Below are 17,131 nucleotides of genomic sequence, written 5' to 3' on the forward strand. Positions count from 1 at the left end.
TTTCCGAAGGAAGCGGATTTCCGCCGAGCCGCCTCCGCGGCTCCATGAAGGGCGAGCCACATGGCGGGCGATCCCGAGATCCATGACAGCCCGGACGCCCGCGACGAACCCCGGGACGGGCGGGACGAGACACGGAACGAGCGGGACCAGGCACGGAACGAGTGGAGTGAGCGCACGCGCGAGCGCATCGCCCGGGCCGGGGAGCGGGCCGGGCAGGCCGCCGAGCGCCGGTACGAACTCGCCCGCGGCGAGACCGCGCCGCCGTCCCCCTATTCACCCACGTCCCCCACGTCGCGCGCCGAACGGACGGAGCGGGCCGACGCCCACCTGAGAAAGGCGCGGCTGCGGGCGGAGCAGGCCAGGGAACGCGCGGTGGCCGGATACCGGTCGGCGGCCCAGGCCCACAGGAACGCGGCCGCGAGCCACGACCGGGCCGCGGCGGCGGGAAGCGGGGACGCGGAGACCCACCGGCTCCAGTCACTGGAGCATCGCCGCCAGGCCGCCGCCGACGAGCACAGGGCCTCCATGGCCGAGCGGGCGGGACCGCCCCCTTCGAAAGACGACCCCGGACGGACCGACATCTAACGCGATCCGCCAAAAGTGGCGTACAGGCTTCCAATGCCGACCCGCCCGGAGTGTCATGTGGAAACGCGCCGGAATCCGGCCTCGCGTCTGATTCGCCCCGGGTTAGCGTTCCCTTAACGTGCCCCTAGCAAAGTTTCCGCAAATCTTGGCACATGAAACGAATCACCAGAATCACCGTCGGAACCCTCGCAACCGCCGCACTCCTGGCCGGTGGAGGTGGCATCGCCCTCGCCGCGCACCAGACGGACAGCGCGGCGATCACCGTCACCGCGGCCGCCACCGGCACGGCCGCGACCGGTGTCACGGGCACGGCCGCCGCACCGGTCACCACCTCGGCGTACATCTCCTCCCGTAAGGCCGTGCGGATCGCCAAAAAGCGCGTCCCCGGCGCACGGGTGAGCAAGGTCGAGCGCGAGTGGGAGCACGGGCAGCGGGCCTGGAAGGTCGAGCTGCACAAGGGTGCCTGGGAGTACGACGTCTATGTGTCGGCGAAGACCGGAAAGATCATCAAGCTGAAGCGCGACTACGACGACTGATCAGCAGGCCTTGAGAACGGCCTCCATGGCATCCTTCTCCCCGGACGTCACCCACAGGTCGTACTTGACCTTCACCTTGATCTGACGCTCGACGTAGGGGCACCGGTAGGCGCGGCGCGGCGGCAGCCAGGTCGCCGCGTCTCCGGCGCCCTTCTGGCTGTTCAGCGGCCCGTCCACGGCCAGCAGGTTCAGCGGGTCGTTGGCGAGTTCCCTTCGCTTGGACTCGGACCACTGCTGGGCGCCCTTCTGCCAGGCGTCGGCGAGCGCGATCACGTGGTCGATCTGCACCGCCATGCTGGTCCGCGTCCCGCGCTCGAACTTGATGGTCTTGCCGCTGTAGGGGTCCTCGAGAATTCCGGACTGCACGACGCAGCCGTCCTCGCCCTTCTTGAAGACCTCTTCCTTCAGGTCGCGAATGAGAATGTCGTTACGGGTGTCACAACCGTTCTTGTCGACGTCCGACCACGCGGAACCGAACTCGTCGCGGTCGAAACCGGTCATCGAGGCGCGCCCCTTGACCTCGAGTTTCTTCAGATCCTTGAGCGCCTCGGACGCGGACTGACCGCCGCCGGAGGACTGCGCCCCCTCGTCCGTGCCCCCTTCAGGCAACGGGCCACAACCCGCCACCGCGAACGCGATCGTCGCGACGACCACACCTCGTACCAGCGCAGCCCGCACCCTGCCACCTCTCATGCGTTCACCCTCTGAAGCGGCAAATTACCCCAGATACCGTCCTCAATCTTAAAAGCCTCAAGCAGTCTTTGGGGGAACGAGAGAATTCCTGGCTCATCAATCCACGCCTTAACGACATCTATCGCCTGACCTGCACAAAGGCAATCGCGATCCCTCCGGCCGGAGACGAAGACGCCGTTCCCCCGAAAACACACACCCTCGGATATTCACTCAACGCGACTATCGACTACGTAAAGTAATGGTGCTCTAATGACCAGGAGCGCTCACAATCGGTGAGCAATTCGCTACGGAGAGGACTCGCGTGAGACAGATCTCATCGCGTCATCCCCACCTCGCACGAACCGTGACGGGGCTGGCCACCGCCGTGGTCACCCTGCTCCTGACCTCCGGGTCCGGTTCCGCCGCGGCGGCCTCAGCCCCGGCGGCCGAGCGGCGGGCCCCCGCCCTGCCGCCGCGAGTGGTCCAGCTCGAAGCCAACGTCGAGTGCCCCTTCAACAGCCTCTGCCTCTACCGCGACTACGGCTTCAGCGGGCCGGGATACAGCATCCCGGCGGGCTACCCGACCGATCTGGAGGACGTGCCGATGCCGGGCGGCGTGGGCGGCTCCTCCACCGCCGCGAACAACGTCTCATCGTGGCTCAACAACACCGGCTACTACGTCCAGCTGATCGACTACGCGGGCTCGGATCGCACGCTGCCCCCCTACCACTCGCTGGAAGAGTCGCTGGAGACCAACGACAGCGTCGACGCCATCGACTGGCTCCCCTGACAACGCCGGGCCTCCCCCTCCCCTTCTCCCCGCGCGCCCGCTCATCCTGGGCCCGGGGAGAAGGTCTCCGCGACCACCCGGACCAGGTGATCCGGCCGGCTGGACAAGGTGATGGCGGCACCCGGGCCAGGTGATCGGAGCTCCCGGATCAGGTGATCAGGATCCCGCCGTCGACCGGGATCACCGCACCGGTGACGTACGAGGCGGCGTCCGAGGCGAGGAAGATCGCGGCGGCGACGAGCTCGGCCGGGTCGCCGGGGCGCTTCATCAGCACCCGGTGCTCAAGATTCCAGGCCAGATAGCCCTCGGCATACTGGTCGGTCATCTCCGAGGCGAAGAAACCCGGCTCGACGCAGTTGACCCGGATGCCGCGCCGCCCCGTCCACTGCTGAGCGAGATCGCGCGTGAGGCCGACGACCCCCGCCTTGGAAGCGCTGTAGGCGGCCTGCGGCAGCCCGGCGGTCGTCTCGCCCAGGATGCTCCCGACGTTGACGATCGAGGAGCCGGGCCTCATGACCCTGGCACAGGCCTGCGCCATCCAGTAGGTGCCGTGCAGGTTGATGTCCACGACCTGCCGGAACTGCTCGGGCGTCTCCTTCAGCGCCGGAACCGCCGAACCCACCCCCGCGTTGTTGATCAGGATGTCCACCGCGCCCAGTTCGGCCACCGCCGTCTCTGCCAGCGCCTGGCAGTCCTCGGGCTTGGTCACGTCGGTGACGAGGGCCACGCACCGCCTGCCGGTCTCCTCGACCAGGGCTCGGGTCTCCGCGAGGCGATCCTTCCTGCGGGCACCGATCACGATGTCCGCGCCCGCCTCGGCCAGGCCCCTCGCGAAAGCGACGCCCAGCCCCGAGGACGCGCCGGTGACGATCGCGACCTTGCCGTCCAGCCGGAATCGTTCCAGCATCCGGGTCCTCCCTCATCCGCCCAACGTGCCGAATGAGATTCTAGTGACCGCGACGAGAATCGCCCGCGAGGGGTCTCCTCACGGGCGATTCGGTGTCCGTGCTCGCCGGTGATCCAGGCGGTTCTCGGACGGTACGGCTTCTTCGGCTCCGGGCGGTTCGCGGTTGGCGCCGTCCGCCCCCCTCCGCAGGGGGCCGACGGCGCCACGGCCGCCGGGCGCGGCCGTGGCGATCCGTCCTACAGGCCGTACTCCTTGGTGATCCGCTCGTGCCGCTCGACCTCGACGTCGACGGCCTTGGCCAGGTCGAGCCAGGCCAGCGGGTGCACCCAGCGCTCGGTGGCGTCGTCCAGAAGCGCGTCGAGCTCGACCGGGCTGACCTCCGGCGGGACCGCGATCCAGCCGAACACGCCGGGCAGCGGCTCACCCGAGGTCGGGTGGGTCACGACGTAGTTGTCGTCGCTGTAGACCCACATCGGCCAGCCGCGCTCGACCATGACGTCGTTGAACTCGGTCCAGTCGGCCTGGCTGGGAGCGGCGCCGTCGAAGAACCAGCTGGTGTAGCCACCCGGGCGCAGCATGCTGACCGCGGCGAAGGGCGGGACGAAGTTCTCCTGCTCCTCGGCGCTCTCCGGGATCGGCTCGAGCAACTGCGGCTCGAAGACGACCAGGTCACCGGCGTTGTACTCCATGCCGGGAGGCTGGGGGATGGCCAGACGCGCCGTCGCGGGGCCGGTGCGCACGCTCAGGACCTGGCGCTGGCTGCCGTCGGGGGCGGGAAGGATGATGCGCACCAGGCCCATCTCCTCCTCGATCGGCCCCTCGCTCGACTGCAGCGGCATCCCGATCTTGGCGGCGCCCAGGCGGACGGTCTCCCAGTCTTCGGCGGCCGTCGCCATGACGACCATCCGCCAGATGTCCTGGTGCTCGATCTCCTCGGAGTCGAGGAGATCGCGCAGAATGCCCGCGCCCTTGGCGTTGTCGCCGAGCTGCTGCACCGCGGCCGACCACAGACGGGACGCCTCGATGCCGCCGCCTGCGGCGACCGCCGCCTCGCCCTCGGCCGCCGCCTGCTCCCAGCGCTCCCGCGCGGTGTGCAGGCGCCCAAGGGCCAGGTGGCGCTGCGCGGCGGGCAGCCGCTCGACCACCTGCTCCAGGCGCTCGTCCTGGCGGGCCTCGATCAGCAGGCCGCTCAGGTACGACGCGTCCTGCGGGTCGGCGTTCTCGATGTCGCCGGACTCGACCAGCATCGTCCAGTAAATGTCGGCGCCCCTGGCCGGGTAGCCGAGGAAGCCCAGCGTGGTGGTGTGGCGCCGGGTGGCCTCCACGTCATGGCCGGACAGCGGGGTCAGCCAGCCCACCCAGCGCTCCGGGTCGGCGTTGAAGCCGTCGGCGGCGTCGAAGTAACCGACCAGCTCGGCCGTGGGCCCCGGAGCCGGAAGCGCGGTGGCCCCGTCGGCGGCGGCGCGCAGCTCGGCGATCCGCTCGGCGACGTCACCGGGGCTCCGGAGCTCCCCGGCCGCCGACTCCGCCAGGTCGGCCAGGAGACGCGCCTGCCAGATTCCCTGGCGTGCGACCGCCAGGTGTCCGGCGACGAGCGCCAGCTCGACCCGGGCGTGGTAGCCGCCCATCATCGCGAAGTAGTCGATCCACTGCTTGAGCACCCGGCCCAGCTGCCAGGTGTTGGTGATCTGCGCCGTTCCGGCGAGCGCGCGGACGGCGTACGACCACTCGACCCAGACGCGGGGGTGGTCGCCGACCACGTCGAGGTCGGGCAGGGCGTCGACGGACTCCTGCACCCGGCCGAGGGTCGCGAGCACGAGCGCGCGGAGCACTCCCTCACGATGCTCCTTGGCCACCGGGTCGTCCGGCTTGAAACCGGTCGCGGCGTCGAGCGCGGTGAGCGCGTCCTCGGCGCGTCCCGCGGCGAGCAGCGCGCGGGCCGAGGCGGCCCCCAGCTCCCAGCTCGCCTCGCGTCCGGCACCACCCAGCGCCGCCACCGCGGTCTCGGCGTGGGAGACGGCCTCGTCGGCGCGACCCGCGTCGACCAGCGCCGCGACGTAGTGCTCGGCGACGGCGGCGAAGGCCAGCGAGCCGGGCTCGACGTCCAGGGCCGAGAGCGCGGCCAGCCGCTCGGCGGCGTAACCGGGACCGTCGGCGTTCGCCTGCGCGATGGCCAGCGCCACCACGGCACCGGGCACGCCCGGGCACTCGCGGACGTCCTCCCCCTTGGTGAACTCCACCAGCGTCTCGGCGTCGGCGATCGCGACGGTCCCCTGCGCGCGGTCGCCGACGCGGCCGATCAGGTGCCAGTAGCGGGCGTAGAACTCCAGCCAGGGCAGCCGCAGGTTCTCCGCCTGCTGCGCGATGGCGGGCGCGAGCACGTCGAGCTGCGCGTACCGGCCTTCCAGCGCCTGCGCGGGCACATCTCCGATCGCCATAGCCAGACCGGTGTTACCTGCTTCATGCAGTTGCCTCTGGGTGTCGCCCACCCAGGCCCAGATGTCCACGTCCATGAGACGTCAGTCTGCCAGGTCGGGGAGCATGCCCCAAACGGCTCGGCGATCCCGCACAACCCCGAGGCCTCACGATATGGGCCCCGTACGTGCGGATGAGCGTGATCTCACCGGCCGCGAGACCCGCGGCGGTGCCGCGAGGGTCACGGAAGATTCACCCGTACGCCCCGGAGCCTGACCTCGTCGGACACGGCGCGTCCACGCGACACCGCGCGGGCGGTGAAGGAGCGGGGGGCCGAGATTCCGCACACGGCTCGGAGCGTGGTCCCCCAACGCGCCCGGAGTTCCGCACACCGCCCAGAACACGGCCGGAATTTCGCACACCGCTAAGACCGTGGCCTCGCCGGACGCGGCCGGGGGTGCCGGGGGTCTCGCGTGCCGCTCAGAGTGTGATCTCGCCGGACGCGACCAGGACGGCGGGACCCGCCAGGTAACTGGTGTGCTCGTCAAGGGTGACGGTGACCGTGCCTCCGAGCACCTCCACCGCCCAGGTGCCGCTGGTCTCACCGGCCAGCCGCGCGGCCGCCACGGCCGAGGCGACCGCGCCGGTGCCGCAGGACCTCGTCTCGCCCGAGCCGCGCTCGAAGACCCGCATGACGACCCGGCGCGGGCCCACCGGATTGAGCAGCTCGATGTTGACCCCGGCGGGGAACACCTCGGGGTCGAACGCGGGCTGGTGGCTCAGGTCGAGCTGGGCCACCGGGTCGCCGATGACGCAGGCCAGGTGGGGATTTCCCATGTCGATGTGGAGACCCTCGTACTCGTGGCCCGCGACGGTCGTGCGGCTCGCCCCCAGCACCCGCGGCGGGCCCATGTCGACGGTCACGTCACCCGTCTCCGCCAGCCGCACCCGCTTGACGCCCCCCCTGGTCGCGACGCCGAACTCCCCCGGCGCGGCGAGGCCCGCGTCGACCAGGTAGCGGGCGAAGACCCGCAGCCCGTTGCCGCACATCTCGGCGATGCCGCCGTCGGCGTTGCGGTAGTCCATGAACCACTCGGCCTCGCCCGCCTGGGCGGACACCTCCGGGCTGAGCTTCGTCCGCGTCACGCGCAGCACACCGTCCGCGCCGATCCCCGCGCGCCGGTCGCACATCGCCGCCACGAGCATCGCGGACAACTCCAGCTCACCGTCCGGGTCGGGGAGGATGACGAAGTCGTTTTCGGTGCCGTGTCCCTTTGCGAATCGCATGTCCCAACTCTATCCAGGTACGTGTCCGCCTCCTCCGTCCCGGCCGGTCGCACACGTCCGCTCCCGCCCCGGCCGGTCGCCGACCCGGGGAGCGGTCAGCCGCGAATCGCGGCGAGCGCGCGGCCCAGGAGGTCCGGTTCCCGCTGGGGGAGCCAGATCACGCGGGGATCGCGGCGGAACCACGACTCCTGGCGGCGGACGAACCTGCGCGTCGCCCGTATCGTCTCCTGCTTCGCCTCCTCCTCGGTGCACTCACCTGCGAGGAAGCGCAGCACCTGCGCGTACCCGAGGGCGCGGCTGGCCGTACGGCCTCCGGCGAGCCCGCGCGCGGCCAGCTCCCTGACCTCGTCCACCAGTCCGGCCCGCCACATGTGTTCGACCCGCGCCTCGACCCGGGCGTCCAGCACCTCCCTGGGCACCTCCACCCCCAGTTGGACGCTGTCGTAGACGGCGTCGTAGGAGGGCATCGTGGCCGAGAACGGCCGCCCGGAGATCTCGATGACCTCCAGGGCGCGGACGATCCTGCGCCCGTTGCCCGGCAGGATGGTCTCGACGGCCTTCGGGTCGCGCTCGCGAAGCCGCTCGTACAGCGGGCCGGGGCCGCGCAGGTCGAGTTCGGCCTCCAGGCGGGCGCGGACCTCCGGGTCGGTGCCGGGAAACTCCAGATCGTCCAGGGCGGCCCGCACGTACAGGCCGGACCCGCCCACCAGGATCGGCACGATCTCCTTGGCGCGGAGGTCGTCGATGATCGGCCGGACCAGCGACTGGTACTCGGCCACGCTGGCGGCCCTGGTCACGTCCCAGATGTCCAGCAGGTGGTGGGGCACCCCTCTGCGCTCTCCCACGGAGAGTTTCGCCGTACCGATGTCCATTCCTTGGTAAAGCTGCATGGAGTCGGTGTTGATCACCTCGCCCCCCAGTTCAAGGGCGAGATCCACGGCCAGATCGGACTTTCCGGCCGCGGTCGGGCCGACGACGGCGATAACGGGTAGCTGAGGCACGGGGTAAGTCTGCCAACTCCCTGGGTATGGATGAGAGGCGATGCGTCCTCGCATCGGAATTGGGGGATTCACCATGTCGATCCTCGACAAGGTCAAGCACATGCTGGGCGGCGGCGCCAAGACCGAACAACTCGCCAAACAGGGCATCGACAAGGCGGAGGAGCTCGCCAGGAGGAAGCTCGGCGGAAAGCACGCCCGCCACATCGACACCGCCGCGCAAAAGGCCAGGGAGATGGCCGACAAGATCAACGAGCCGGACGCCACACCGCCGGGCACGACACCGGCACCCGGCCGCGCCACACCTTCCGGGCGGGACGACACCACACCCGGTCCCGGCCAGCCCGGCACCACACCGCCGCCCTACGGACCCGGGTGATCGGTCGGGTCGATCCCGGTCTCGGTCAGTCCCAGTCGAGCATCGGCTGCAGGTAGCCCTCCAGGGTCAGCAGCCAGCGCTTCGACTCCACGCCGTCGCCACCGCTGAACCCGCCGAGCCCGTTTCCCGCGACCACCCGGTGGCACGGCACGATGACGGGAATCGGGTTGGCTCCCATGATCGACCCGATGGCCCGCGCCGGAACACCCGTCCCGCTGCGGGCCGCCAGCTCCCCGTAGGTCACCGCCTTGCCGTACGGAACCGTCTCGTAGAGCGTGCCGAGCACCCTGCGCTGCACCGGAGAGGTCAGCCGCCAGTCCACCGGCACCCCGAAGACCTTCAGTGTGCCCGCGTAGTAGTCGTCCAGCTCGCCGAGCACGGCCGCCGTCACGCCGGGATCGTCCGCCTCCTCCAGCCCCAGCCGTTCGAGCAGGCGGGCCTTGAACCGGGCCGGGTCGCCCCAGCCCGTGCTCACCACGCCGTCCTCGGTCACGGCGACGACCATGTCCCCCAGCCGCGTCGGAACGCTTCCGAACGCCACGGTCCCCGCCATCGGCCTCGTGTCCTCTTCGCTCATCCGTCGTCCCCCGCACCGTCCTCACCCACCACCGTAGCCACTCCCGGCCGGGGTCACTCCGTCCAGCGGGCGGCGAAGTAGCCGACGCCGTAGGGCTCGTCGTCGTAGAGGATCTCGCCGCGCAGGGCGCTTCCGCACCCGCCGAGGACCTGCAGGGCCGCGCGGCCCGCGACCCACAGCTCGGCGGCCTCGCCGGGGTCGAGCGCCGGGACCTCGGCGCGGGCGAGCGCCTCGACGATCATCCCGTTGTACGGTTTCGCGCGAGGGTCCAGGTAGCCGGGGGACTTCTCGGTGAGGCAGGCCGAGCCGTCGGCCATGACGAGCATCGCCACGCGACCGGCCGAGGCCGCCAGCCGCTCGCCCAGGGCCGCGCACTCCTCGGAAGTCGCGCCGAAGGAGATCGCGTGGAATCCCGAGGCGGTCAGGTGCTCCCTGCCGAGGAGCCAGCGGCCGACCGTCAGGGACAGTGGCAGGACGGGCTCCCCCTCGCCGCTCCGGAAGTCGACGCCCCAGGGCGCGAGGCTCCCGGCGGCGTCGGCGCCGTACGTCGCGGTCCGGGCGGCGCCTCCCACCACCGCGATCTCGTCGGCTCCGGCGTCGCGCAACGCCCCGATCGCGGCCGCGCAGGCCGTCCTGAGGTCGTCGAGCTCCGAGGCCGCGGTCCCGGCCAGCTCGGGGACCAGCAGCGGGGGATGCGGGCACACGGCCGCGGCGACAAGCACCTCGCCAGACTAACGGAGCCCTCCCCGGCAACCGCCCCGCCGTCTCGCGGCGGGGGTGGCCGTCCGGGGTCCGGAAACACCCTGAGGGTGGCCGTCCTGGATCCAGAAACACGACGGGGCACGGCGATCCTCTCACCGTGCCCCGACGTGCCGATCCTGTCCGGCTTTCCGGTCTTGGGTCAGTAACCGCCGATGGGTCCCTGGGGATGCACGTAGCCGGGAGGGCCGTCGTTCAGATAGCCCTGCTGGGTGTCCTGCGGCTTTTGCGGGCTGCTCTGCTGCTGCTTCGCCGGCTTGTCCTCCGAGGGCCTTCCCGCGGCCGACTCGGCTCCCGGCTCGCTCTCGTCCGCTCCGCCGGTGCCGGAGCCCGTGCCGGAACCGGGGTCGGAACCGGAGTCACCGCCTCCGGTGGACGTGTCATCGGCGCCGGAGGCCGCGTCCGGCCCCTTCTCGGGCTTCTGCTTCTTGGCCTGCGCCGGGCTCTGGTCCGGCTCGGGCTCCTGGGACGCCTCCTGGGCGCTGTCCTGCGCCGGCGGAACCCGGGGGTCGTCGCCTCCGGCGTTCACGAAGGCGAAGACGGCGCCTCCGCCCAGAAGGGCTGCGGCGAGGACGGAGAAGACGGCTATGGCCAGGCCGCTTCTCCTTTGGGGCTTGCGGGACCTGCGGGACTTCTCGGGCTCATCGGCGGGACCGGTGAGGATCTCTGGTTCTCCGGGATTGCCCGGGGATGGAGGGACGTGCATGGGGAAAACTCCCTGCGGTTCTCGGGGGGAAACCTCCACGGCTTCCGAGGGTGCGAAACCACAGTAGCCACAGCAGGGAAAAGCTCGCACATCAATCACAGGCGAATCACGAAATATCATCTGTTAGGGGACCGGTGCCGCCGCCGTGCGCGTACGCCCTGGCAGGGACGGTGATGTCGCCGGAATCGCCGCCGCCATCAGGGATTCCGGCGATTCGATCATGAGCCCGCGCCGCGCGGAGGAGCGTTTTCGGAAAAGGTCCCGGATGATCTCGTCCGGGGGGAAACCTCGGGAGAGAGCGCCCCGGGAACACCGCGTTCCCGGGACCCCGCGTCCCGGGATACCTCACGCTCCGAAAGGCCTCGCGTTCCGGGAGATCCCGCCCGGAAGGGAGCCTCTGCCCGGAAGGGGCCTCGAGGGCGCCTCCGGGGTCACCCGGGCCGGCGGGACCTCAGGAGACGGAGCAGCCCGAGGCCTCGGGGAGCGGGGCGGGGCGGCCGATCGAGGGCATGCCGAGCATGACCCCGGGGCCGGCTCCGGCCGGGGCGCCCTGGCGTGCCTCCCAGGCGTCACCCGCGCGGGTGCGGCGGAGTTCGAGGGCGGGACCGTCGGCGACCAGGTGGTGCGGCGCCGCGTACGTGACCTCGGCGCTCACCACGTCGCCCGGGCGCGGGACCTCGGCGCCGGGGGTGAAGTGCACCAGGCGGTTGTCGGGGGCCCGTCCCGACATGCGGCGGGTCGCCTCGTCCTTGCGGCCCTCGCCCTCGGCGACCAGCACGTCGAGCGTCCGGCCGACCTGCTCCTTGTTCTCCGCCCAGGAGATCTCGGTCTGCAGGGCGACGAGCCGCTCGTAGCGCTCCTGCACGACCTCCTTGGGAACCTGGTGGTCCATGGTGGCGGCGGGCGTGCCCGGCCTGATGGAGTACTGGAACGTGAAGGCGTTGGCGAACCGCGACTCGCGCACCACGTCGAGGGTGCCCTGGAAGTCCTCCTCGGTCTCGCCGGGGAAGCCCACGATGATGTCGGTGGAGATCGCCGCGTCGGGCATGGCCGCGCGGACCCGCTCGATGATGCCCAGGTAGCGCTCGGCCCGGTAGGAGCGGCGCATGGCCTTGAGGATCCGGTCGGAGCCCGACTGCAGCGGCATGTGGAGCTGGTGCATCACGTTGGGCGTCTCGGCCATGGCCGCGATGACGTCGTCGGTGAACGCCGCAGGGTGCGGGCTGGTGAAGCGGACTCGCTCCAGCCCCTCGATGTCGCCGCAGGCCCGCAGCAGCTTGCCGAAGGCCAGCCGGTCGCCGAACTCCACGCCGTACGTGTTGACGTTCTGCCCGAGGAGAGTGATCTCCAGCACGCCCTGGTCGACCAGGGTGCGCACCTCGTTGAGGACGTCGCCGGGACGGCGGTCCTTCTCCTTGCCGCGCAGGGCGGGCACGATGCAGAACGTGCAGGTGTTGTTGCATCCCACGGAGACCGACACCCAGGCGGCGTAGGCGGACTCGCGCTTGGTCGGCAGCGTGCTCGGGAAGGTCTCCAGGGATTCCTTGATCTCGACCTGGGCCTCCTGCTGGACGCGCGCCCGCTCCAGCAGCACCGGCAGCGAGCCGATGTTGTGGGTGCCGAACACCACGTCCACCCAGGGCGCCCTGCGGACGATCTCCCCCTGGTCCTTCTGCGCCAGGCAGCCGCCCACGGCGATCTGCATGCCGGGGTTGCCCACCTTCGAGGGGCGCAGGCGGCCGAGGTTGCCGTAGAGCTTGTTGTCGGCGTTCTCCCGTACGGCACAGGTGTTGAACACGACCACGTCGGCCGTCTCCCCCTGGGTGGCCGGGACGTATCCGGCGCCTTCCAGAAGGCCCGACAGGCGCTCGGAGTCGTGCACGTTCATCTGGCACCCATAGGTACGGACCTCGTACGTGCGGGCGCTCTCCACGGTGACAGTCATCTCAAGACAAGGGTAGGCGCTCCGCCGAACCTTCAGGTACGCCCTCGTCCCACCGAACCTCGAGTAATCGATCGGTCACTCAACGTCAACCACTTCGCTAAGCTGGGGTTCCAAAGCCGCATGCGAGAATTAGGACTCGACCGACAGCTGAGAGTGGTGAGCCACGGTGGCGATGCTCGTGCAGACCTCGGAGGCCCCGGTGAAGGCCAAGAAGCCCGCCCAGAAGCCCCCCAAGAAGCCCCGCAAGAAGGCGGCGCCGAAAACGGCGATCTGGGAGACCCCCGGCGAACTCAGCCTCGACGAATGGTCCGAGCTCAACTCGCGAGATGACGGCGGTCGCTACGAGCTCATCGACGGGAGCCTCATCGTGTCCCCCGCTCCACCTTTCAGACACCAGCGCATCGGAGACCGTCTCCAGACCTATCTGGAGACGGTGACGCCAGAGGATTTGATCCCCGTCACCGCGACAGGCCTTCTCCTGGATCGCAAGCCCGGCGTCATTCCCGACTTGATGGTGGTGGATGCGGCGCCTTTCGAAGAGGGCGCGGAGGTCGCGCAACCCGAGTGGGTCCACCTGGTGGTGGAGATAGTCTCCAGGTCCACCACGGCCACGGATCGGACCATCAAGCACGCAAAATACGCAGAGGCAGGCATTTCTCACTTCTGGCGTATCGAGATGAAGTCGTTCCGAGGACAGGGGTCCGACGAGCTTCCAGTGATCTTCACATACGCACTCGACGAGAACGGCGAGTACCAGCTCATCCACCGCGTCGCCGCCGGGACGACCGTGGAACTGACTGAACCCTTCAAACTCACCCTCGACCCGGCTACGCTGGGCAGGGTCCGATGATCGAGGCGTGAGCAGGCCGTGATCTGATCGGTACCGCAGGGTTAGCCCCAGGTGCCCTTTACAGAATTACGTTGTCCACCATGACGGAGAACGGGGACAAGACTCCTCTGGTCGTGCTTGAAGGCGTCAACAAGCACTTCGGCAGCCTGCACGTCCTTCGGGACATCAATCTGACGATCTCCCGCGGCGAGGTCCTCGTCGTCATCGGCCCGTCGGGAGGCGGCAAGTCGACCCTTTGCCGGACGGTCAACCGGCTGGAGGCGATCGACGAGGGGACCATCACCTTCGACGGGCAGCCGCTCGCGGTGGAGGGCAAGACCCTGGCCAAGCTCAGGTCCGAGGTCGGCATGGTGTTCCAGTCCTTCAACCTGTTCGCCCACAAGACGATCCTCGAGAACGTCACCCTTGGGCCGATCAAGGTTCGCGGCATCGCGAGGGAGGCCGCGGAGCGGCGGGGCATGGAGTTGCTGGAGCGGGTCGGCATCGGCGCCCAGGCGTCGAAGTATCCCGCACAGCTCTCGGGAGGCCAGCAGCAGCGCGTGGCGATCGCCCGCGCCCTGGCCATGGATCCCAAGATGATCCTGTTCGACGAGCCGACCTCGGCACTGGACCCGGAGATGGTCCAGGAGGTGCTTGATGTCATGATCGGCCTCGCCCAGGAGGGCATGACGATGATGGTCGTCACCCACGAGATGGGCTTCGCCCGCCGCGCGGCGAACCGCGTGGTGTTCATGGCGGAGGGCCAGATCGTGGAGGAGAACACCCCCGAGGAGTTCTTCACCAACGCCCGGACCGACCGGGCCAAGGATTTTCTCTCCAAGATCCTCACTCACTGACGGCTCTGCTCATCCCTGATGAAAGACGAGGTAGCAAGAATGCGTGTACGTCGTATTGGAGCCGTGGTCATCGCAGCCGCGGCGGCGATGGCCGGTCTGACCGCGTGCGGTGACAGCGGCAGCGGAAGCGACAAGTTCGTCGTGGGCATCAAGGTCGACCAGCCCGGTCTCGGGCAGAAGCAGCCTGACGGCTCCTTCAAGGGGTTCGACGTCGACGTGGCCAGGTATGTCGCCAAGGAGCTCGGCTACGCGGACGACAAGATTGAGTTCAAGGAGGCCATCTCGGCCAACCGCGAATCTTTCATCCAGCAGGGCCAGGTCAACAGCGTGATCGCGACTTACTCGATCACCGACGACCGCAAGAAGAAGGTCTCTTTCGCCGGCCCGTACCTGGTCACCGGCCAGGACATCCTGACCCGGGCGGACGACACCACGATCAACAGCGTCGAGGACCTCAAGACCAAGAAGGTCTGTGGCGCCCAGGGCTCCTCCTCCCCCGCCCGTCTGGTCGAGAAGTTCGGCGACGAGTGGAAGAGCGGGTTCCTCACCGAGCAGCAGGGCTACGGCGCCTGCCTGCCGCTGCTGGAGAACAAGCAGGTTGACGCGATCTCCACGGACGCGACGATCCTGGCCGGCTTCGCCACCCAGTCCCCCGGCAAGTTCCGCCTCGTCGGCAAGCCCTTCTCCGAGGAGAAGTACGGCATCGGCCTGAAGCTGGAGGACAAGGAGACCCGCGAGAAGGTCAACGCGGCCGTCGAGAAGATGTTCAAGGACGGCAGCTGGAAGAAGGCCATCGACGCCAACTTCGGCGAGTTCGGGAAGTTCTTCACCACCCCGCCGACTGTCGAGCGCTACTGACCGGTCACAACCTCGGCCGGGGCGTACGGATGCCCCGGCCTGTGACCACTGGAGGGATGAGTGCAGGCACTCTTCGATGAGTTCCCGATGATTCGGGACGCTTTCTGGTTGACGATACGGCTCGCCCTCGCCAGCGGGGTGGTGGCGCTCGTGCTCGGGACGATCCTCGCGGGCATGCGGGTCAGCCCGCTGCCGATCCTGCGCGGAATCGGCACGACGTACGTGAACGTCCTGCGGAACACCCCGCTGACCCTGGTGATCGTTTTCTGCGGGCTGGGCCTCGGCCTGGTCCTGGACGTCTCGTTCTCCGAGAGCCTGTCCACCAACTACCTGTGGCTCTCCATCATCGGCCTGTCCGCCTACACGGCGGCGTTCGTCTGCGAGGCGATCAGGGCCGGGATCAACACGGTTCCGGTCGGCCAGGCGGAGGCGGCCCGCGCCATCGGGCTCACGTTCGGCCAGAACCTGAGGCTGATCGTGCTGCCCCAGGCGTTCCGCGCGGTGATCGCCCCGCTGGGCAGCATCCTGATCGCGTTGATCAAGAACACCACGATCGCCGCGGCCATCGGGGTGGGTGAGGCGTCCCTGACCATGAAGACGCTGTTCGAGGCGCACGGCGACGCGGTCATACAGATCTTCGCCGGGTTCGCGCTGGGCTTCCTGATCCTGACCCTGCCGACCGGACTGCTGTTCGGCTGGCTCGCCAAGCGCCTGGCGGTGGTCCGATGACCGCGGTGACCACCGAGCGGCCCCCGGCGCGCAAGCGCGCCGAGAGCTCAGAAAGCGTCAGCGTCCTGTACGACATTCCCGGCCCCAGGGCCCGGATACGCAACAACGTGCTCACCGTGCTGGTCGTCCTGGCCGTGCTGTTCGCGGTGTACGTGATGGTGACCAAGCTCGGCGAGAAGAACCAGCTCAGCGCCGAGTTGTGGACGCCGTTCCTGCGCGGCGACGTGTGGATCAACCTGATCCTGCCCGGCCTGCTGAACACGCTCAGCGCGGCCGCGGTCGCCGCCGTGATCGCGGTGCCGTTCGGGTTCGTCTTCGGCATCGGCCGGCTCTCGTCGAACGCCTGGATCCGGCGCTCCGCGGGCGCGGTCGTCGAGTTCTTCCGGGCGATCCCGCTGCTGATCATGATCTTCGCGGTGATGTTCGGCGGGAGCGCGGTCTTCGGGCTCACCGTGACGCCGTTCTGGGCGGTGGTGATCGGCCTGGTCCTGTACAACGGCTCGGTGCTGGCGGAGATCGTACGGGCGGGCATCCTGTCCATCCCCCGGGGGCAGAGCGAGGCCGCGCTGGCGGTCGGCCTGCGTCCGGGCCAGGTGATGCGGATGATCCTGCTGCCGCAGGCGGTGACGGTCATGATGCCGGCGATCGTCGCGCAGCTGGTGGTGCTCCTGAAGGACACCGCCCTGGGCTTCATCGTGTCGTTCGAGGACCTGCTGAACGCGGGAGCACGCGTGCTGCCCTCCAACTTCAACAACATCATCCCCGCTGTGATCGTCATCGCGATCATCTACATCATCATCAACGTGATGGTGGGCGCCGTCGCCACCTGGCTGGAGAAGCGGAGCCGTCGCAGCAGGAAGACCGCGGCCAAGCCGATCGCCCGGCCCGATTCGCCGACCGCGGTCGAGGGCGGCCTCGGAACCCCCGCGCCGTAGAAGGCCGTAGAAGCACGTCACGCGAAAGGGCGGTCACCGGAGCCGGTGGCCGCCCTTTCGCGTGACGGGCGATCCCGCCCGAAGGCCGCGGAGGCGGACCGGAGAACGAGGACGGCCCCGGCGACCGTTCCATCCGGGCGGAAACGAACCCTGTGACCGTTTCACGTGGATGGAAACGAAACGACCGTTCCGTCCGGGCGGAAACGAACCCCGTGACCGTTCCACGTGGATGGAAACGAAACCGGCCACCGTTCCATGCGGACGGAAACGAAGCCGGGGACCCGCCGGTCGGGCGTTCCGAGGCAGGCCGTGGCCCTTCGCACGGTGAAAACATCCGCAGGCCGGCTTATGGCAGAGACCGGGCCAA

The 17,131-nt window shown here is 69.4% G+C and carries 18 protein-coding genes; 9 read left to right on the forward strand and 9 right to left on the reverse strand.

The window, feature by feature from the left end; all coding sequences use genetic code 11:
• The first annotated feature begins 60 nt into the window (after nucleotides 1-60).
• Both ACSDR0_RS02715 and ACSDR0_RS02720 read left to right on the forward strand, forming a co-directional pair.
• A complete protein-coding gene (locus ACSDR0_RS02715; RefSeq protein WP_435287093.1) occupies nucleotides 61-585 on the forward strand; it encodes a hypothetical protein in 525 nt (174 codons plus the stop codon).
• Between the two features lie 152 nt (nucleotides 586-737).
• Nucleotides 738-1,121 carry a PepSY domain-containing protein gene (locus tag ACSDR0_RS02720; RefSeq protein ID WP_435287094.1) on the forward strand — a complete coding sequence of 128 codons (384 nt, stop codon included), beginning with the start codon at nucleotides 738-740 and terminating at the stop codon, nucleotides 1,119-1,121.
• On the opposite strand, the gene ACSDR0_RS02725 is transcribed toward ACSDR0_RS02720, so the two are convergent.
• Nucleotides 1,122-1,814, reverse strand: a complete 693-nt coding sequence (locus ACSDR0_RS02725; RefSeq protein WP_435287095.1) for an HNH endonuclease family protein — start codon at nucleotides 1,812-1,814, stop codon at nucleotides 1,122-1,124.
• A 301-nt stretch (nucleotides 1,815-2,115) separates the two neighbouring features.
• Here ACSDR0_RS02725 and ACSDR0_RS02730 point away from each other — a divergent pair, with 301 nt between their 5' ends.
• The gene (locus tag ACSDR0_RS02730) at nucleotides 2,116-2,583 is read left to right on the forward strand and encodes a peptidase inhibitor family I36 protein (RefSeq protein ID WP_435287096.1); all 468 of its coding nucleotides are present in this window, start codon (nucleotides 2,116-2,118) and stop codon (nucleotides 2,581-2,583) included.
• A 148-nt stretch (nucleotides 2,584-2,731) separates the two neighbouring features.
• On the opposite strand, the gene ACSDR0_RS02735 is transcribed toward ACSDR0_RS02730, so the two are convergent.
• From ACSDR0_RS02735 to miaA, 4 genes are all read right to left on the reverse strand, one after another.
• Nucleotides 2,732-3,490, reverse strand: a complete 759-nt coding sequence (locus ACSDR0_RS02735) for an SDR family NAD(P)-dependent oxidoreductase (protein WP_435287097.1) — start codon at nucleotides 3,488-3,490, stop codon at nucleotides 2,732-2,734.
• A 236-nt stretch (nucleotides 3,491-3,726) separates the two neighbouring features.
• Nucleotides 3,727-6,003, reverse strand: coding sequence for a tetratricopeptide repeat protein (locus tag ACSDR0_RS02740; protein ID WP_435287098.1), 2,277 nt, complete (start codon nucleotides 6,001-6,003; stop codon nucleotides 3,727-3,729).
• A gap of 382 nt (nucleotides 6,004-6,385) precedes the next feature.
• Nucleotides 6,386-7,192 carry a diaminopimelate epimerase gene (gene dapF / locus ACSDR0_RS02745; protein ID WP_435287099.1) on the reverse strand — a complete coding sequence of 269 codons (807 nt, stop codon included), beginning with the start codon at nucleotides 7,190-7,192 and terminating at the stop codon, nucleotides 6,386-6,388.
• A 95-nt stretch (nucleotides 7,193-7,287) separates the two neighbouring features.
• Nucleotides 7,288-8,193 (reverse strand): tRNA (adenosine(37)-N6)-dimethylallyltransferase MiaA, encoded by a 906-nt coding sequence (gene miaA, locus ACSDR0_RS02750; RefSeq protein WP_435287100.1) that lies wholly within the window; start codon nucleotides 8,191-8,193, stop codon nucleotides 7,288-7,290.
• A 73-nt stretch (nucleotides 8,194-8,266) separates the two neighbouring features.
• Between miaA and ACSDR0_RS02755 the strand changes: the two genes are divergently transcribed.
• Entirely contained in the window at nucleotides 8,267-8,569 is a 303-nt protein-coding gene (locus tag ACSDR0_RS02755; RefSeq protein WP_435287101.1) for an antitoxin, read from the forward strand.
• A gap of 25 nt (nucleotides 8,570-8,594) precedes the next feature.
• On the opposite strand, the gene ACSDR0_RS02760 is transcribed toward ACSDR0_RS02755, so the two are convergent.
• From ACSDR0_RS02760 to miaB, 4 genes are all read right to left on the reverse strand, one after another.
• Nucleotides 8,595-9,146, reverse strand: coding sequence for a methylated-DNA--[protein]-cysteine S-methyltransferase (locus tag ACSDR0_RS02760; RefSeq protein ID WP_435287102.1), 552 nt, complete (start codon nucleotides 9,144-9,146; stop codon nucleotides 8,595-8,597).
• A 53-nt stretch (nucleotides 9,147-9,199) separates the two neighbouring features.
• Nucleotides 9,200-9,868 carry a class III extradiol dioxygenase subunit B-like domain-containing protein gene (locus tag ACSDR0_RS02765; protein ID WP_435287103.1) on the reverse strand — a complete coding sequence of 223 codons (669 nt, stop codon included), beginning with the start codon at nucleotides 9,866-9,868 and terminating at the stop codon, nucleotides 9,200-9,202.
• A 179-nt stretch (nucleotides 9,869-10,047) separates the two neighbouring features.
• Nucleotides 10,048-10,611, reverse strand: coding sequence for a hypothetical protein (locus ACSDR0_RS02770; protein ID WP_435287104.1), 564 nt, complete (start codon nucleotides 10,609-10,611; stop codon nucleotides 10,048-10,050).
• 451 nt (nucleotides 10,612-11,062) lie between these two features.
• Nucleotides 11,063-12,556 carry a tRNA (N6-isopentenyl adenosine(37)-C2)-methylthiotransferase MiaB gene (miaB, locus tag ACSDR0_RS02775; protein WP_435287105.1) on the reverse strand — a complete coding sequence of 498 codons (1,494 nt, stop codon included), beginning with the start codon at nucleotides 12,554-12,556 and terminating at the stop codon, nucleotides 11,063-11,065.
• Nucleotides 12,557-12,728: 172 nt separating this feature from the next.
• On the opposite strand from miaB, the gene ACSDR0_RS02780 reads away from it, so the two are divergent.
• From ACSDR0_RS02780 to ACSDR0_RS02800, 5 genes are all read left to right on the forward strand, one after another.
• On the forward strand, nucleotides 12,729-13,406 hold the full coding sequence (locus tag ACSDR0_RS02780; protein WP_435287287.1) for a Uma2 family endonuclease: 678 nt from the start codon (nucleotides 12,729-12,731) through the stop codon (nucleotides 13,404-13,406).
• 80 nt (nucleotides 13,407-13,486) lie between these two features.
• A complete protein-coding gene (locus ACSDR0_RS02785; protein WP_435287106.1) occupies nucleotides 13,487-14,242 on the forward strand; it encodes an amino acid ABC transporter ATP-binding protein in 756 nt (251 codons plus the stop codon).
• 39 nt (nucleotides 14,243-14,281) lie between these two features.
• Complete coding sequence (locus tag ACSDR0_RS02790; protein WP_435287107.1) at nucleotides 14,282-15,100, forward strand: glutamate ABC transporter substrate-binding protein; 819 nt, start codon at nucleotides 14,282-14,284, stop codon at nucleotides 15,098-15,100.
• A 60-nt stretch (nucleotides 15,101-15,160) separates the two neighbouring features.
• Complete coding sequence (locus ACSDR0_RS02795) at nucleotides 15,161-15,829, forward strand: amino acid ABC transporter permease (protein WP_435287108.1); 669 nt, start codon at nucleotides 15,161-15,163, stop codon at nucleotides 15,827-15,829.
• Entirely contained in the window at nucleotides 15,826-16,764 is a 939-nt protein-coding gene (locus ACSDR0_RS02800) for an amino acid ABC transporter permease (RefSeq protein WP_435287109.1), read from the forward strand. Before ACSDR0_RS02795 ends, ACSDR0_RS02800 begins: the two co-directional genes overlap by 4 nt.
• The last annotated feature ends 367 nt before the right edge of the window (nucleotides 16,765-17,131 follow it).

The sequence above is a fragment of the Streptosporangium sp. G11 genome, from assembly GCF_051192615.1.
Taxonomy (GTDB): domain Bacteria; phylum Actinomycetota; class Actinomycetes; order Streptosporangiales; family Streptosporangiaceae; genus Streptosporangium.

Excerpts from the sequence above, each read along its gene's own strand:
- ACSDR0_RS02740 (WP_435287098.1), bottom strand. The coding sequence starts at position 6,003 with ATGGACGTGGACATCTGGGCCTGGGTGGGCGACACCCAGAGGCAACTG.
- ACSDR0_RS02725 (WP_435287095.1), bottom strand. The coding sequence starts at position 1,814 with ATGAGAGGTGGCAGGGTGCGGGCTGCGCTGGTACGAGGTGTGGTCGTC.
- ACSDR0_RS02760 (WP_435287102.1), bottom strand. The coding sequence starts at position 9,146 with ATGAGCGAAGAGGACACGAGGCCGATGGCGGGGACCGTGGCGTTCGGA.
- ACSDR0_RS02770 (WP_435287104.1), bottom strand. The coding sequence starts at position 10,611 with ATGCACGTCCCTCCATCCCCGGGCAATCCCGGAGAACCAGAGATCCTC.
- ACSDR0_RS02780 (WP_435287287.1), top strand. The coding sequence starts at position 12,729 with ATGCTCGTGCAGACCTCGGAGGCCCCGGTGAAGGCCAAGAAGCCCGCC.
- ACSDR0_RS02800 (WP_435287109.1), top strand. The coding sequence starts at position 15,826 with ATGACCGCGGTGACCACCGAGCGGCCCCCGGCGCGCAAGCGCGCCGAG.
- ACSDR0_RS02785 (WP_435287106.1), top strand. The coding sequence starts at position 13,487 with ATGACGGAGAACGGGGACAAGACTCCTCTGGTCGTGCTTGAAGGCGTC.
- dapF (WP_435287099.1), bottom strand. The coding sequence starts at position 7,192 with ATGCGATTCGCAAAGGGACACGGCACCGAAAACGACTTCGTCATCCTC.
- ACSDR0_RS02755 (WP_435287101.1), top strand. The coding sequence starts at position 8,267 with ATGTCGATCCTCGACAAGGTCAAGCACATGCTGGGCGGCGGCGCCAAG.
- ACSDR0_RS02790 (WP_435287107.1), top strand. The coding sequence starts at position 14,282 with ATGCGTGTACGTCGTATTGGAGCCGTGGTCATCGCAGCCGCGGCGGCG.
- ACSDR0_RS02720 (WP_435287094.1), top strand. The coding sequence starts at position 738 with ATGAAACGAATCACCAGAATCACCGTCGGAACCCTCGCAACCGCCGCA.
- ACSDR0_RS02735 (WP_435287097.1), bottom strand. The coding sequence starts at position 3,490 with ATGCTGGAACGATTCCGGCTGGACGGCAAGGTCGCGATCGTCACCGGC.
- ACSDR0_RS02715 (WP_435287093.1), top strand. The coding sequence starts at position 61 with ATGGCGGGCGATCCCGAGATCCATGACAGCCCGGACGCCCGCGACGAA.
- miaB (WP_435287105.1), bottom strand. The coding sequence starts at position 12,556 with ATGACTGTCACCGTGGAGAGCGCCCGCACGTACGAGGTCCGTACCTAT.